The sequence below is a fragment of the Neobacillus sp. YX16 genome (genome assembly GCF_030123505.1).
GTDB lineage: Bacteria > Bacillota > Bacilli > Bacillales > Cytobacillaceae > Neobacillus.
Genome location: NZ_CP126115.1, coordinates 5,772,726 through 5,787,299 on the forward strand (window position 1 = coordinate 5,772,726; position 14,574 = coordinate 5,787,299).

The window sequence follows — 14,574 nt, forward strand, 5'->3', positions numbered from 1 at the left end:
CAAGTGCTTTCTTTGGAAACCCTAATACCCGATTAAATTGGATCTAGTGGAAGAATAGAAATCTTATTTACGAAGAATCCCAAAGAGAAAAAAGCCATCAGAACCGTCCCCCAGGTACATTTATCGATAGATTTTGGATCCATCCTTTACAAATTCCTTTGCTTTTTCCTTCATACCTTCATCAATTAAACGTTCCTCGGAATCACCCTTTTCATTAGCCATATTTCGAATGTCATGGGAAATTCTCATTGAGCAAAACTTCGGACCGCACATCGAACAGAAATGTGCTGTTTTAGCTCCTTCAGCTGGAAGTGTCTCATCGTGGTACTCTCGTGCCCTTTCTGGATCAAGTGATAAATTAAATTGGTCGTTCCAACGGAATTCAAAGCGTGCCTTCGATAAGGCATTATCACGGATCTGCGCCCCAGGATGACCCTTTGCTAAATCAGCAGCATGTGCAGCAATTTTATAGGTAATAACCCCTTCACGCACATCATCCTTGTTTGGTAATCCCAGATGCTCTTTCGGCGTTACGTAACACAGCATAGCTGTACCGAACCAACCAATCATGGCTGCACCAATTGCCGATGTAATATGATCGTACCCAGGGGCAATGTCTGTCGTTAATGGACCTAATGTATAAAATGGTGCTTCTTTACAAATTTCCATTTGCTTATCAACATTTTCTTTTATCATTTGCATAGGAACATGTCCTGGGCCTTCAATCATTACTTGCACATCATGCTTCCAAGCAATATCTGTTAATTCCCCTAATGTTTCAAGCTCAGCAAACTGCGCTTCGTCATTTGCATCCGCAATTGACCCAGGTCTTAGGCCGTCCCCAAGAGAGACAGATATATCATACTCTTTTAAAATCTCACATATTTCTTCAAAGTGTGTATACAAGAAGTTTTCCTTGTGGTGAGCTAAGCACCATTGAGCAAGAATAGAGCCACCACGTGAGACAATACCTGTAGTACGCTTTGCGGTCATTGGAATATAGCGTAATAATACCCCTGCGTGAATCGTAAAGTAATCAACACCTTGTTCTGCTTGCTCAATTAATGTATCGCGGTACACATCCCAAGTTAAGTCCTCTGCTACCCCATTTACCTTTTCAAGCGCTTGATAAATTGGCACTGTTCCAACTGGTACTGGTGAATTTCTAATAATCCATTCCCTTGTCGTATGAATATTTTTCCCTGTAGATAAATCCATTATCGTATCAGCACCCCAACGAGTTGCCCATGTCATTTTTTCAATCTCCTTCTCAATAGAAGAGGTTACTGCAGAATTCCCGATATTTGCATTTATTTTCACATGGAAATTCCGCCCGATAATCATTGGCTCACATTCTGGATGATTTATATTTGCTGGGATAATAGCTCTCCCTTTTGCCACTTCATCTCGTACAAAAGAAGGATCCATATTCTCACGTATGGCAATATACTCCATCTCCTGAGTGATCATACCCTTTCTCGCATAGTGCATTTGTGTTACATTGCGGCCTTTTTTTGCACGTAATGGGCTTTTGTTAACATTCGGGAAACATTCTATGTTTGCACGTGGATCTTCAGCACTTAAGCCATTATCCTCTGGCTTAATATCTCTACCCTCATATCTTTCTATATCTTTACGGTCTTCTATCCAAGTCTTACGGACTGCAGGCAATCCTTTTCTAATATCAACGGTGTATGTTGAGTCCGTATAAGGACCACTTGTGTCGTACACTCGTACAGGTTCATTTTCTTCCTGACCAAAGGTACTAACTGTAGAACCTAAGCAAATTTCTCGCATTGGCACCTGAATATCTAGCCTAGATCCTTGTACATATACCTTTTTACTTCCTGTAAACTGTGATTTTAAATCCATTTTCATTTCCTCTTGCTTTTGCATGTAACTTCCTCCTTTTTTGTGTGCCGGATGAAGAGTTACAACGTAGTTTTAGACAATAAAAAAGGCCCTGAATGAAATTCAGAACCTGGAACTGCCATAAAAAAGTAGTCAAAACCTGCACATTGAAGTGCATAACTTTGACACTACTTCCCTACGCTGGTATCACCCAGATCAGGTTCAAAGGGTCGAAGAAATTTGCCTTCTTCTCTCAGTCCAAGCCATTGGACACCCCTAGTAGACTACTAAAACACTATATTCAGCTTTCTTGTAAAGATTACCACATGTATCTAAATTATGGAAGGACATTTCCCTTATTCGAAATGACTTGCGAGAGGTAAAGGGATAAAGTATGAAAAAGACTATCATTTTCTACCTATCTAAAAGCCTATCAATCTTCGACAAAAAACGGGGAGTGACCACAGGCACAGGAATTTAGATTTTAATGTCAACTTCAGCTTTTTTCTTAAGCTCTTCTACTTTTTTAGTGAGTTGTTCTTGTTGTTTTTGTTGTTCAAGTTGTTGCTTGATTTGCGGTTTTACTTCTTCAAGCTTTGGAAGTTCTTGACCATCGGAACTTCCTTGCTGGACTGCTTGATCATAATAAGCTTGAATTTCTTCATCCGTTACTTCTCCTACTGGAATTTCTTTCTCCATGTACTTCATATATTGAATATTCTCAGCTGTTTTATTCTTTAGTGTCGTCATATCCAAACCAGCTTGTTTCATAGCATCTTCAAATTTGTTATCATCTTTATACGATTCTTTCATTTCGGCTATTTGTTTTTCAACTTCGTCATCTGATGCTTGATACCCTTTTTTATTAGCTTCTTGAAGAATCAACATTTGTCCCACTAAGTTATCGATGGTTTGTTCTTTCATTTGTTTTGCTGCTTCATCAGAAGTAGGATCTTGTCCCATTTGTTGCATCTGCATTTGTAGAGAAGATAATACCATATTATAGTCACTGCCTGAAACCTCTTCATCATTGATGATAGCAACGGTTTGCTTCTCCTCTATTTTTTGCTTATCTAGCTTCTTCTGCATTTCTTTCATCTGTTTCTCTTGATCTTGTGGCTGAGTTTGAGCAGTTTCAGTTTGCTCTTTACTATTATTGGATGGTTTACCTTCATCATTTGAACCACAAGCTGTTAAAGTGACAGCCATGATTCCTGTAATAAGAGTATAGATAATTTTCTTCATGATCCCTCTCCTTTCGTGGCCTAAAAATTCGATTCCCGATTCAAAAAGATAATCTAGTGGTCATTATATAAGACATATACATAAAAAGAAACCTAAAAGGGTCCACTTCTTTCATATACGATCCTTTTACCTATGGAGTTCATAATCTACCTTTCATATAGTCTTATTCTCCTTTCTTATAGTCTTATTTTCCTTTGTTTCTTCGTCCAACAGCTTCTAGAATCTGTTTTTTGGAAGCATATTCTCCTGGCGCCACGGATATTTTGGTCAAACTCAACAGTCGCCATAATAATGCAAAAAACGTCTGCAATACATGCAAACGTTCTTTAGGAGGTACACCCTTATGGAAGGGGTTGTGGATGGTGCTATGGTGGGTAATATAACTTATGCGTTCATAATAAATGTGAATGGACAAGTGCTGATTAAAAGTAAATAATTCAATAAAGATTTATCTTGATTCTGCGATATGCCAGCAGACACCAGCAGGATCAATTAAATGGATCTCACGTTTTCCCCAAGGATAGAGTGTTGGTTCTTTAAACTTTATAGGATAGCGTTTATCACGAATATTTTTCTGGATATGCGTCCACCAAGCATCAAGATCAGCGACAAGCAATTCAACCATATAATTACTCTGAAATTCCTCGTTGTGAAAGTTTTGCAGGAAAAATTCTTGTTCCCCCAACCGAAAGATACTTAATCCGCTGTCGGAATATACTTTTTCAAAACCTAGATCTTCAAAAAAACGCTGTGCAAGGGGATAATCTTCTCCTGATGGAATAAATGGACGTAATTTCATTAATTCCATAACGCTTCACCTCTTTTTTTAAAATAATTTATTGAATAAGCTAATGCATATCGTATTCGCACGAACTTTCTTTAAAGACAAATTAATTAGTATTTCTTAAATTCAAAGCCTGTTATTGTTTGATTTTTTTATGACCCTCGTAATTGAAAAGCTCTTCAAATATTTGTTGATGATCCTTATCACATCATCTTTTTTCGTAGTCTTGACTCCCCTTAAGAAATAGCCTCTTCTTATCATTCGCACCGGCTTAATTAGGACCTTTACGATAAATCCTGATAAAATTTTTTTGAGGTCCCTGCTTAAACTTACAAGTTTACTAAATGACCTTTTTTCTTTATTAGTTTCATTCATTACAGTTTGTAGTTTTTTCTTAAAAAAAGTGAATCTGGTCATCATACTTATCTTCAATTTTAGTTGTTTTCCATTTTTCGATCCGAATACATATTGATTCAAAATATAATGTCCTCCCTCCTCCAGCATGATCAATAATACGATCAATAGCGCAATAACAATAATCCAAATCGCCATTTACGAATCCCCCTTTTACCGATAATTGAAACCTAAACCTATTTAAAAAATATCAAAATTTGTAGAATCCAAGTGATTATTTATTCCATTATTTCAAAATAGCTTCTATTAATAGACTAGCAAAATTAAGAATATTAAGAAAGTTTATATGTAATTTTTAATTTGAATGTAATACACATGTAATTTCCAATTAAAAGGAGTTAGTGAAATTACATATTAATTTGTAGGAGGTTAAGTATGATTTAAAATTTTCATAAAATTAAGTTGACTCTGACTGTTTACCCTGATAATATTTGTATTAATTTAATAAGTCTTATCAAGAGTGGCAGAGGGAAAGGCCCTGTGAAGCCCGGCAACCTTCAAACAAATGTTTGAAAAGGTGCTAAGTCCTTCAAAGTATTTTACTTTGAGAGATAAGTGACGGAATTTTTTTATGGAGCCGCTCTATCTCAGTGATAGAGCGGCTTTTATTTTTCCACTTTTCTTAAAGACTTACATTTCTTTATTTTTGAAAGGAGTCAACCATGACAATAATTAGAGTGGCATTATTAGGATTAGGTACAGTAGGGTATGGGACTTATACCGCATTAATGAATCGAGAGGAACGATTATCTTCACTAGCGGGGAAATCATTTGAAATCATAGGTATCTTAATTAAAAATAAAGAAAAGCCTCGCTCCATTGATGAAAATGTTATGATTACGACAAGCTTCGATGAGATTGTAGAAAAGGGTAATCCAGATGTAGTTATAGAGGCTATGGGCGGAATTGAACCTGCTTTATCCTATATAAAACAAGCGCTTCAGAATGGCTGTCATGTCATCTCAGCAAATAAAGAATTAATTGCAAGTCATGGAAAAGAAATAATGGAAATAGCTCACACGAACGGGGTGCGATTTATTTACGAAGCAAGTGTTGGCGGTGGAATTCCTGTTTTAAGAACCATTAAAGAGCTGCTCGGTGGAAATCAAATTGAGAGTGTAGAAGCTATTTTAAATGGAACAACAAATTTCATTTTAAGTCATATGAGAACAACAGGTGATTCCTTTCCAAAATCTCTTGAACTTGCGCAGCAGAAAGGATATGCAGAACCTGATCCAACGAATGATATTGAAGGCTTAGATGCATTTTATAAAGCGATGGTATTAAGCGAGTGGGTCTTTGGAGAACAACCTGCTTGGGAACAAGTGACCGTACAAGGAATAAAAGGTATTTCGCATGAGGAAATCTTATTGGCAGATCAACTTGGACTTCGTCTTAAGCATTTAGTACTTATTGACAGTCATTTGAATGTAGAAGTAAAGCCTGTATTTGTTGACAAGGATCATCCTTTACACGGAGTAGAAAATGTTGATAATGCCCTTCGAATAAAGACAGATTTGCTTGGATACTTGACTTTACAAGGAGCAGGCGCTGGAGCAGAAGCTACAGCAAGTGCGGTTATTGAAGACTTATTATCAATCTATCTGACAAAGGAAAACAAAAATTATCAATATTCAAGAATTACAAAGAACACATACGAAAATGAAGCAGTAACTCAAAAAGTTTATTTATTATTCTATCAATCCACCAACCTACAAAAAGAAATAATTTCACAACTACATGCTCAAGGCGACATTATTAAAACAGATCAAAGCTCTATCTTAAAGAAAGCTTACATTCTTTTTAAAGGTGATCTGACACACTATGAACACCCTTTACTCATAAACAAATATGAGGTTAAAATCTATAATCATAGCACAAGTACTCTATTAATCCAGCCGGAGAAAGTGAATTGACTTCTCCCCATAGATAAATCTAGGGGATTCTTTTTTAAACCTTCATCAAAGTTGCTCTTCAGCTAGAGCATCCAGGTCTTATACCTTCTCCAGTTCATTACGATATGTGGTATTACCGCATACCGCAGCCCAATCATAGGCACTACGCCACTGCCCTTTCAACTCCATTTGTGTGGGAAACAATGGGCGTTAAAAGGACTCGGCGATACTTTGTATCTTCTATTTTTGGTAGTTCACGATTTTTAGTAAACTGTTTATTTACAGACTTATCCAAAATATTGATTGCGCCTACTACATCTAACACATTGGAATGAGTTTGAGCTTAGGATTAACTTTTAAATAAGGGTTTTTTTGTGTATAATGGACATATAATAAAAAAGAGAAGTGTTGTTGCAAACACTTCTCCATGCAGCCCCTACCGTCAGGGTGGTGGTTGTTAAAGTGGATTATTTGTGAGAACCACCCTTTTGCTTCCTACGGCGCGGGGTGGTTTTCCTGTTTTCTAGTACGTTTTTCCGAAAGAAATATGCACTAATTTCACGCACAATTCCCTTTAGAATTTCTCGTAAGATATCAAGAAAAGTTTCCAGTATTATCACCTCCTTCCCTAATGAAAGAAAAGAAGATTGACAACTCGGCCACCCCAACAATATTCAGCTGCCACTCTATTCTAACACGCTTTACCTAACTAACAACCTATCATTCTTCGACAAAACTTGGGTAGTGACCACAGGCTCCGAAATTTAGATAAAACTCTGTTCACCTTGTTCATTTAATAATCTGTCCATCTGCATCATAAACGGTTACCTTAACTGGCAATGTAACTTTATCTTTCTGAAAAGTGATATACCAAACCCACAAGTTGTCCCTGACAAAAAATCGGTTTGGCTGTATATTTCCTTCACTATTTATAACAATGGTCTTTGCATCGTCTTCGGCAAATCCGTAGATAATGGAAAAATCCTTTGATACCTTATTATTCGTTCGCCAGTCAATTGGTCCTCTCTCCACTTTCTCCTCGCTGAACTCTGGAAATCCATTTCGGGATAAATAAACTTTTTAAAATCAGTAAAACCTTTATTGGTCAACACAGGAATGATTCCCGAGCTATTCTCAGCGAAAACTAAATTTGATTTAGAATCATACAGAAGAATTTGTTTACAATCACCAAATTGTGCTGATATTCTTTCACAGATGCTTTTTTCCAACGATGTAGTAGGAATAATTGGACTAGTAGGAGTGGATGCAAAAAAGTAAATTACCACGATTACCCCTAAACAGAGTACAGCTATTAAAATGTTTTTCTTCAACTATATCCCCCCTATTGCTAGTAAACTTATATTCTTTAGACACTTAAATTATTAACCACATACTGTCTCTGTTTAAATAAACACAGATTGATCGAAGGTTGATAACCCCTTCCCTTCACCGTTAAGACCGTACAAAACATTATGCTATAATTATCCAAGTTATCATCGGTTTTATTGACTTTTTATATGGGAGCGGATGAAATATGATATCTGATTACAAACAAAATGTATTGTTGGAAGTAGATAGCATTAATGAAATGGAACTAGCACTAACTGCGTTCAACTCAAAAAGAGCACTTTCTCCCGTTGATAAAGAGCTACAGTTCAAAAAAATTGGGGATTGTAGATTACTTATTGACACCAAATCACCAAGTTCCATCTATTACAATCGTATTAAGGGTTTTGGAGTAAACGATATGAATAAAATAGATGAAATTTTGGCTAATTATGATTCTAAACAAATAACTCCATGCTTTGATATGACGCCTAATAATATAAATATGGAAGTCGCAAAAACATTAATGAGTAAAGGGTTCTATTGTGCTGAACAACTGGTATTTTTAGAAATAGCACCTCATTTTGATGAGTTTGAAAATAATAAAGAAATAAGAGTTGTAAAAGTAACGAAGGAAAATGTAGTGGAATTCCTTCATCTCATAGCACGTTCGAATGAAATGGAAATAGAGGATGAACTAATCAATAGAAAAGCAGAATATTTCGTTGAGCCTATCTTTCAAAATTACATAGCATATATCGGTCAGGAAGCTATAGGAATGGGCTCTCTCTTTATCCACGGAGAGAAAGGCTATATCGCAAATGATTTTACCTTCCCTTCACATAGGGGAAAAGGTGTTCAAAAAACATTGCTACACCACCGAATAAAGGCAGCTAATGATATGGGATTAACGAAGATTTATACAGATGTGGAGTTCGGTTCGGCAAGCCATAACAATATGTTGAAAGTTGGATTTCAGACTATATTTATTAATTCATTTTGGATAAAGGATTGAGAGTTGAGGAGTGGAAAAATGCCTAAGTTACTGACTATAGAAAAAAGCCTTCTTAGTATATACCCTGAGCAGGCAATGTAATTTTTGAATTCTCCATTAAACTAAAAAAGTCGTGCGATTCCCATTTGATTATGATAATATAAAATAAATTAAAAAGACCATGTGTAACTGGCGAAACGCGGATAACCGCGAGGGAGCACATGGTGTCGTAGCCGTTCGCCTGGGCAGAGGTAAGGGAAATATATCCCTTACCTCTTTCTGTTTATTAAGGCAAAAAATTAGGAGGAAAATCATGAGCACGATCACTTTAGAAGAAGTGAAATCTATTAAAACACTTAATAATATTGCAGAAACTGGACTAAAGGTATTCAATAAGGGCAATTTTCAGGTTGACAACGGCAGTGAAAATCCGGATGCCATCCTTGTTCGCAGCTTTAATATGCACTCAGTAGAAATTGGCAATAATTTAAAGGCAATCGCAAGAGCTGGAGCAGGTGTGAATAATATTCCGATAGAAAAATGTACAGAGCAAGGTATCGTTGTATTTAATACTCCTGGGGCGAATGCCAATGCCGTAAAAGAAATGGTGCTAACTTCATTAATATCTTCTTCCCGCAACCTTTTTGCTGGTATTACTTGGGTAAAAGCATTGGATGGTGAAGGTGACCAAATTCCAAAGCTAGTGGAAGCTGGAAAAAAACAGTTTGTTGGAAAAGAAATCAAAGGAAAAACGTTAGGTGTCATTGGTTTAGGAGCAATTGGTGCCCTTGTAGCGAATGATGCACTTGATTTAGACATGGATGTGATCGGGTTTGACCCGTTTATCTCAGTCGATACGGCTTGGAATTTGTCTCGCAATGTACAGCGCGCAATAACAATTGAACAGTTGTTCTCAGAATCTGATTATATTACTGTACACGTACCTTTTACCGAGAATACAAGAGAAATGTTTAACAAAGCAACATTCAGCATAATGAAGCCGGGTGTTCATATTTTAAACTTCTCACGTGGCGAGCTTGTGAATGAAAAAGACATGGCGGCAGCTCTCGAAAGTGGGATAGTTGGGATGTATATTACAGATTTCCCGAATGAAAATGTGCTGAAAATGAAAAATACAATTCCAATTCCGCACCTAGGTGCCTCTTCACAAGAATCAGAGGAAAATTGTGCAATAATGGCGGCTCGTCAGGTGAAGGAATTTTTAGAAACAGGAAACATCAAAAACTCAGTGAATTTCCCAAATACTTACCTTCCTTATACAGGAAAGCAGCGAGTATTGGCATTTCACCACAATGTTCCAAACATGGTCGGACAGATTACATCCGCTATATCTAGTTATCATTTAAACATTGCCGATATGGTCAACAGAAGCCGAGGGGAATATGCATATACGATGATTGACATTGATAATAAAGTGAATGGTGATGTTATTCCGACATTAGAGGAAAGAATCAAACAAATTTCTGGCATGGTAACCGCTCGTATTATTTAAAAAACAAAGAGGAAATAAGTTAAATTTCCATGAAAATGGAGCCAAGTTTCAATACTGGCTCCATTTCTTGTGCCTCTATTTATGACACGGTTCACCGCGGTTTATTCAAAAGGCTCTTAAAGCTGCAGTACCAAAATCAGTTCCATCTATTAATGGTGGAAGTTCATTTTTGAAAGACAGTTGCTCATTTGATTTTTTTACTTCTTTGTCATTCAAACCTAAATATCCGCTGATAATATAGCCATCTCTTGAGCATCTCGAAAAATAACGAATTAATTCTTCTCAACTAATCGTTTGATTAAAAGTGCATCAAACCTTCTTGAAAGACGAACTTTATCCCCATTTCAAGAATATTTCTTGTCGAGGAAATGTTTTACTTTCTTCTAGAATATCTCATAGACCCCCAATAAAAATGGTTTTCTACAAGTAACGACGGGTTCTTACAAAAAAGCCTCATATTCAAATGTTTGTGTAAAAGTGATAGAAACTCCGTTATTAATAGCCTTCTCTCTTGATTCTGGCAAAATATTTGTCGGTAATAGAGTAGAATTTAATGGGTATCTTGAAAAATCCCCTAAAATGAGCCACTTCCCCTTAAAAACACATTTTTTGGCAAATACCGTGTTTCTAGTCTATTCTTTTATATTTAAACATGACCACAAGAACCGTCCCCATGGAAAGTGAAACTTCCCTAACAGGGTGGCGGGTAAAGAGCATAGGTAAATAATCACGAAACTTGTCGAAATCTAGTGACTTTTTACTAATTCTATGTTTATAATATTAGGTATTTACTTAAAGGCAAACTCACTGAAAGGTGAGGACGCAAAGCTATAGGGGCTTCTGTCCTAGGACCCGCCAGCCAGCTACCATCAAATAATAAAAGGGGAATTTTTGATGTCTAAAAGTATGTGGACCACACCTGAAGAAGCAATGCGTAAGAAGAAAATGAGGAAGAATCTACTTTATATTGCAATTATGATTGGTACAGTCATTCTTAGTGCAGCTGTGACAGTACTCGCGAACTCAATATAGAATAATATTGCTTATATAAATCATTTCGTTTTTCTTTTTCTTTTTCCTTCAACTATTAACTACTAGAAACAAAACTAGCATTAGTTTTTTCAATCGGCGTTTAGCCGATTTTTTTTGACTCATTGCAAAAATCCATTCTATATTGGCTGCGATTCAATGGTGCCAGGCACCTTGAACTTTTACAAATACTTTGCCAAGTAATATATAACATACACCCAGCTTAACAGTCCGTGGAGGATTGCCCAAGTCGATGTTACACTTGTTAAATCCTAACCTTAATAAATAAAGGTGTAAGTGCCTGTAGAACTTTATCTACTTGTTTTGATTTATGTAATCCTGTTTTGCACCAAATGGCAAAATGCTCACAGTTATTAATGGCAAGATTGTATTTGTTTTCACCCAATTTAGATTTAGCCCTTTGTACGGTTTCTTCAGGTGAGTACGCTACTAACAAGTTTTTCGTAAAGATAGATTTATTCTCCTTGGCTTCACAATCAAACACAAAATATGATTTGCTTTGCAGGAGAAATCTTGTCATACTATCCTCACGAATCTCCATTTTACTAAAACTCTTAAAATCAAAATCTGAAGTTGGTCCCGCAAAGTGAATGACTCTATCATTCCCAATATAAATACCAAAGTGACGATAGAGACCTCTATCCACTCCTATAATATCCCCATATTCTGCTGAGGTTTTCTGTACAGTTTCTTTTTTAGCAAAAACAACCTTAGCTCTATCCTTAATAGGGGAACCTTTAAACTCCTCTAAACCAAGTAAGGCATTGAATTGGTCTTCTTTTTCTTCCAATTTCCTGAATCTTCTTTGCATTCTTCTATCCATTAGATCTACTTTATCTTCCAACTTCATAAGGAAATCTTCAACTATAACATCAGTCATTTTATCTTTTAGTTTCTCAAATATCGACATCTGAATATCCTCCAAAAATTTAACTTGTGGTAACTATTCTATTTTTTGTTATCCAACCAACAATTAGGAGATAACTCCAACTTACCCTTATTTTACCACATTCACAAATCTTGTCTTCTACTATTAAATACCCCATTGGAACAATAAAAAAGATCATCCTCTTAAGCTTCTTTTTATAGTACATTACTAAACCTAATCGCAAAATAGCTTTTCAAAGACACATAGAGGTGCTGGTACAACCATGCTAATCCCTAGGATTTCCCAACAAATAACGATAAAATTCTACCCAATCAAACGTTTGATTAAAAGTGTTGCAAACCCTTTTTAAAAACGAACTTTAGCCTCATTTCAAGAATATTTCTTGTCGAGGAAAAGCTCCATTTTCTATTAGAATACTTCAAAAATCACCAATAAAATTAGCTTTCTATTATTAACGACGGGTTCTTACAAAATGGCATGGTAATCAAACGGTTGTGTAAATATGCTATAAACTCACGTTATATAAGGTCTTGTCTCTAATTCCATGTAAAATATTTGTCAGTAAATAGCGTAGATTTCATGGATGATCTGACCAAATCCACTGAACGCAACTGTTTCCCCTTAAAACTGCATACTTTGACAACATCCTGTTTTTTCTATTCACACAAACGATTGATTAAATAGTGATTATCCCTTTTAAAGACAAGCATTCTGACTAATGCCCTAGGAAAAATAGTTCGAAATATGTTCTAACTATTAAATCCTTTGTGGTGCCTGGCACCTTGCTCTTCTTGTCTGGGTAAAAAAAAGAGACTAAAAGAAGTCTCTCTGTTCAATGGTGTTCAATGGGGACGGTTCTCCTGCATTTTATATTTTAAAAGATGACCGCAAGAACCGTCCCCATGGTCCTCCCAAAATTAATTTATCATGATCTCTTTAGACCATTTAAAAGCATCATTGTATGTAGTTAGTGCAAAGGTATCCTCAATTTTCAATCTCTCACACCAATCATCAAAGTCTTGCCAATCCCCTTTTTCAATCGATATAGACAAATTTAATATTTCGTTAAGCTGATTTGATTTCCCTTTAAGAGCCTCACAAATGTTTGCTGCCAGTGGCATTAGCTTCAAAATGTGATCCATGTCTATTTCGAGCAACATATCCATAAGGGAAAACATACCCGTTAAAAAATAGGAGGACGATTCCTTTTGTTGAAATTTATCTATAGCAATGGATTCACACATTTTTGCTCTAGTAAGACTTTTAATTAAAATTTCTCTCGTCCATTCGCTATTATCACTAACATTTCCCCTCATCGACAGTAGATATAACCATTTTTTTAGTTCCTTCAATCCTAGACGAACGACCGCTTGCTTGATGGAGTTTATTTTATGGATACCCCGAAATGCTGGGGAATTAACCAGTTTTAGTAGTTTATAGGATAACGATAAATCTTGTTTAATTAACCATGTTATTTCATTTAGATCCGGGTCATCACTAGAAAGAAGCTGGATAATTGGAAAATAGTTTTGAAGGTACTCTGGAACATCCCGAGTAGAAACGATAGCAGGCTTAGAAAAAAGGTAGCCTTGAAAATAGACATAACCCTTCCCTACCGCTGATTCAAACTCCTCAATCGTTTCGATTTTTTCTGCAAGTAATTTAATATTATATTTTAACGAAACATTCTCGATTAAACGTCGTATGTCATCGGTTGTATTTCTGAAATCAACTTTAATAATATCGATATACTTAATCAAGGAAAAGAAATGCTTGTTGTTTTTATTTAAAATAAAATCATCTAAAGCAATTTGATATCCCTTACTCTTTAACTCTTTACATATGTTTACTAATTCAATCCCGATTTCAACCGTTTCCAAAATCTCAACGACAATTTCATCTGGTTTAAAAAAGGTAGGGACCCCTGACTGTAATAATTTTTCTGTAAAGTTAATAAAACACGGCTTTCCATCCGATAATTCATTCATACCAATATTTAAATAACTGTTAATAATCAAATCTGTGGTAGCCATGTCACCATTAATATCTGGAAAACTATTGTTTTGGCTATTACGATACAGCAATTCATAGGCGATTATCTCTTTCTTTCTAGTAAGTATTGGTTGTCTTGCGACGAATACCTCCATCCTAATCCCCCTCTAAATTGTATATAAGACATGCGATACACTTGAAACTATCAATTTTAACTGTTAATCCCTATCGAATAAGTAAATCAAATTCGAACCTGATACCATATTCAAAACAACTATTGGTCAATTTGGTTTTTCTGATTATTTTCCCCAAACAAACAAGGTTATGATTGTTTATGTTCATATGTATCTTATAGATGGCCAGAAAATTAACTGAAAACTCATGCTTGGAAAAAAATCGAAGCCCTCCCGCACTAACATCAATAACATGTACATGAACAACACCGCTCAAATTTAAATCATTAGAAAATGATAGAGTGACTAGTTCTATCGATGCGATGATTGGTTCATTTAATTTAACTCTCCTAAATTCTCGACGATTAAGCATATGTTTATCCCGTTAAAAACCAAACCATAAATCTTTCGGCCTTCTTCCATTAAGTTAGGTTGAATAGTAGGTATT

13 protein-coding genes and 4 riboswitches are annotated in these 14,574 nt (G+C 35.8%); of the genes, 4 read left to right on the top strand and 9 right to left on the bottom strand.

Going from position 1 to position 14,574, the window contains the following annotated elements:
• Window positions 1-120 precede the first annotated feature (120 nt).
• The 4 genes from thiC to QNH48_RS28280 all read right to left on the bottom strand — a co-directional run bounded on the left by thiC (window position 121) and on the right by QNH48_RS28280 (window position 4,432).
• A complete protein-coding gene (gene thiC / locus QNH48_RS28265) occupies window positions 121-1,896 on the bottom strand; it encodes a phosphomethylpyrimidine synthase ThiC (RefSeq protein WP_283952958.1) in 1,776 nt (591 codons plus the stop codon).
• Window positions 1,897-2,027: 131 nt separating this feature from the next.
• Window positions 2,028-2,139, bottom strand: a riboswitch (TPP riboswitch).
• Window positions 2,140-2,328: 189 nt separating this feature from the next.
• Complete coding sequence (locus QNH48_RS28270; RefSeq protein ID WP_283952959.1) at window positions 2,329-3,096, bottom strand: SurA N-terminal domain-containing protein; 768 nt, start codon at window positions 3,094-3,096, stop codon at window positions 2,329-2,331.
• A gap of 448 nt (window positions 3,097-3,544) precedes the next feature.
• Window positions 3,545-3,904 (bottom strand): VOC family protein, encoded by a 360-nt coding sequence (locus tag QNH48_RS28275; protein WP_283952960.1) that lies wholly within the window; start codon window positions 3,902-3,904, stop codon window positions 3,545-3,547.
• A gap of 102 nt (window positions 3,905-4,006) precedes the next feature.
• On the bottom strand, window positions 4,007-4,432 hold the full coding sequence (locus QNH48_RS28280) for a hypothetical protein (RefSeq protein ID WP_283952961.1): 426 nt from the start codon (window positions 4,430-4,432) through the stop codon (window positions 4,007-4,009).
• Window positions 4,433-4,742: 310 nt separating this feature from the next.
• Window positions 4,743-4,852, top strand: a riboswitch (SAM riboswitch).
• A 104-nt stretch (window positions 4,853-4,956) separates the two neighbouring features.
• On the opposite strand from QNH48_RS28280, the gene QNH48_RS28285 reads away from it, so the two are divergent.
• Entirely contained in the window at window positions 4,957-6,210 is a 1,254-nt protein-coding gene (locus QNH48_RS28285; RefSeq protein ID WP_283952962.1) for a homoserine dehydrogenase, read from the top strand.
• A gap of 142 nt (window positions 6,211-6,352) precedes the next feature.
• Here the strand turns inward: QNH48_RS28285 and QNH48_RS28290 are convergent, their stop codons facing one another.
• Window positions 6,353-6,514 (bottom strand): hypothetical protein, encoded by a 162-nt coding sequence (locus QNH48_RS28290; protein WP_283952963.1) that lies wholly within the window; start codon window positions 6,512-6,514, stop codon window positions 6,353-6,355.
• Window positions 6,515-7,118: 604 nt separating this feature from the next.
• Entirely contained in the window at window positions 7,119-7,520 is a 402-nt protein-coding gene (locus QNH48_RS28295; RefSeq protein WP_283952964.1) for a hypothetical protein, read from the bottom strand.
• 203 nt (window positions 7,521-7,723) lie between these two features.
• On the opposite strand from QNH48_RS28295, the gene QNH48_RS28300 reads away from it, so the two are divergent.
• From QNH48_RS28300 to QNH48_RS28310, 3 genes are all read left to right on the top strand, one after another.
• Entirely contained in the window at window positions 7,724-8,530 is an 807-nt protein-coding gene (locus QNH48_RS28300; protein ID WP_283952965.1) for a GNAT family N-acetyltransferase, read from the top strand.
• Between the two features lie 154 nt (window positions 8,531-8,684).
• A riboswitch (ZMP/ZTP riboswitch) is annotated at window positions 8,685-8,763 on the top strand.
• Window positions 8,764-8,822: 59 nt separating this feature from the next.
• Window positions 8,823-10,022 carry a phosphoglycerate dehydrogenase gene (locus tag QNH48_RS28305; protein ID WP_283952966.1) on the top strand — a complete coding sequence of 400 codons (1,200 nt, stop codon included), beginning with the start codon at window positions 8,823-8,825 and terminating at the stop codon, window positions 10,020-10,022.
• 787 nt (window positions 10,023-10,809) lie between these two features.
• Window positions 10,810-10,893: riboswitch (cyclic di-GMP riboswitch) on the top strand.
• Between the two features lie 23 nt (window positions 10,894-10,916).
• On the top strand, window positions 10,917-11,054 hold the full coding sequence (locus QNH48_RS28310) for a hypothetical protein (RefSeq protein ID WP_283952967.1): 138 nt from the start codon (window positions 10,917-10,919) through the stop codon (window positions 11,052-11,054).
• 262 nt (window positions 11,055-11,316) lie between these two features.
• Here the strand turns inward: QNH48_RS28310 and QNH48_RS28315 are convergent, their stop codons facing one another.
• From QNH48_RS28315 to QNH48_RS30620, 3 genes are all read right to left on the bottom strand, one after another.
• Window positions 11,317-11,982, bottom strand: coding sequence for a lecithin retinol acyltransferase family protein (locus QNH48_RS28315; protein WP_283952968.1), 666 nt, complete (start codon window positions 11,980-11,982; stop codon window positions 11,317-11,319).
• A gap of 896 nt (window positions 11,983-12,878) precedes the next feature.
• The gene (locus tag QNH48_RS28320; RefSeq protein WP_283952969.1) at window positions 12,879-14,108 is read right to left on the bottom strand and encodes an EAL and HDOD domain-containing protein; all 1,230 of its coding nucleotides are present in this window, start codon (window positions 14,106-14,108) and stop codon (window positions 12,879-12,881) included.
• A gap of 70 nt (window positions 14,109-14,178) precedes the next feature.
• Window positions 14,179-14,499, bottom strand: coding sequence for a PilZ domain-containing protein (locus QNH48_RS30620; RefSeq protein WP_481858443.1), 321 nt, complete (start codon window positions 14,497-14,499; stop codon window positions 14,179-14,181).
• Window positions 14,500-14,574 lie beyond the last annotated feature (75 nt).

What these genes read in the sequence shown, in the direction of transcription:
- thiC (WP_283952958.1), bottom strand. Translation starts at nt 1,896, where the DNA reads ATGCAAAAGCAAGAGGAAATGAAAATGGATTTAAAATCACAGTTTACA.
- QNH48_RS28315 (WP_283952968.1), bottom strand. Translation starts at nt 11,982, where the DNA reads ATGTCGATATTTGAGAAACTAAAAGATAAAATGACTGATGTTATAGTT.
- QNH48_RS28300 (WP_283952965.1), top strand. Translation starts at nt 7,724, where the DNA reads ATGATATCTGATTACAAACAAAATGTATTGTTGGAAGTAGATAGCATT.
- QNH48_RS28310 (WP_283952967.1), top strand. Translation starts at nt 10,917, where the DNA reads ATGTCTAAAAGTATGTGGACCACACCTGAAGAAGCAATGCGTAAGAAG.
- QNH48_RS28275 (WP_283952960.1), bottom strand. Translation starts at nt 3,904, where the DNA reads ATGGAATTAATGAAATTACGTCCATTTATTCCATCAGGAGAAGATTAT.
- QNH48_RS28285 (WP_283952962.1), top strand. Translation starts at nt 4,957, where the DNA reads ATGACAATAATTAGAGTGGCATTATTAGGATTAGGTACAGTAGGGTAT.
- QNH48_RS28320 (WP_283952969.1), bottom strand. Translation starts at nt 14,108, where the DNA reads ATGGAGGTATTCGTCGCAAGACAACCAATACTTACTAGAAAGAAAGAG.
- QNH48_RS28305 (WP_283952966.1), top strand. Translation starts at nt 8,823, where the DNA reads ATGAGCACGATCACTTTAGAAGAAGTGAAATCTATTAAAACACTTAAT.
- QNH48_RS30620 (WP_481858443.1), bottom strand. Translation starts at nt 14,499, where the DNA reads ATGCTTAATCGTCGAGAATTTAGGAGAGTTAAATTAAATGAACCAATC.
- QNH48_RS28280 (WP_283952961.1), bottom strand. Translation starts at nt 4,432, where the DNA reads ATGGCGATTTGGATTATTGTTATTGCGCTATTGATCGTATTATTGATC.
- QNH48_RS28270 (WP_283952959.1), bottom strand. Translation starts at nt 3,096, where the DNA reads ATGAAGAAAATTATCTATACTCTTATTACAGGAATCATGGCTGTCACT.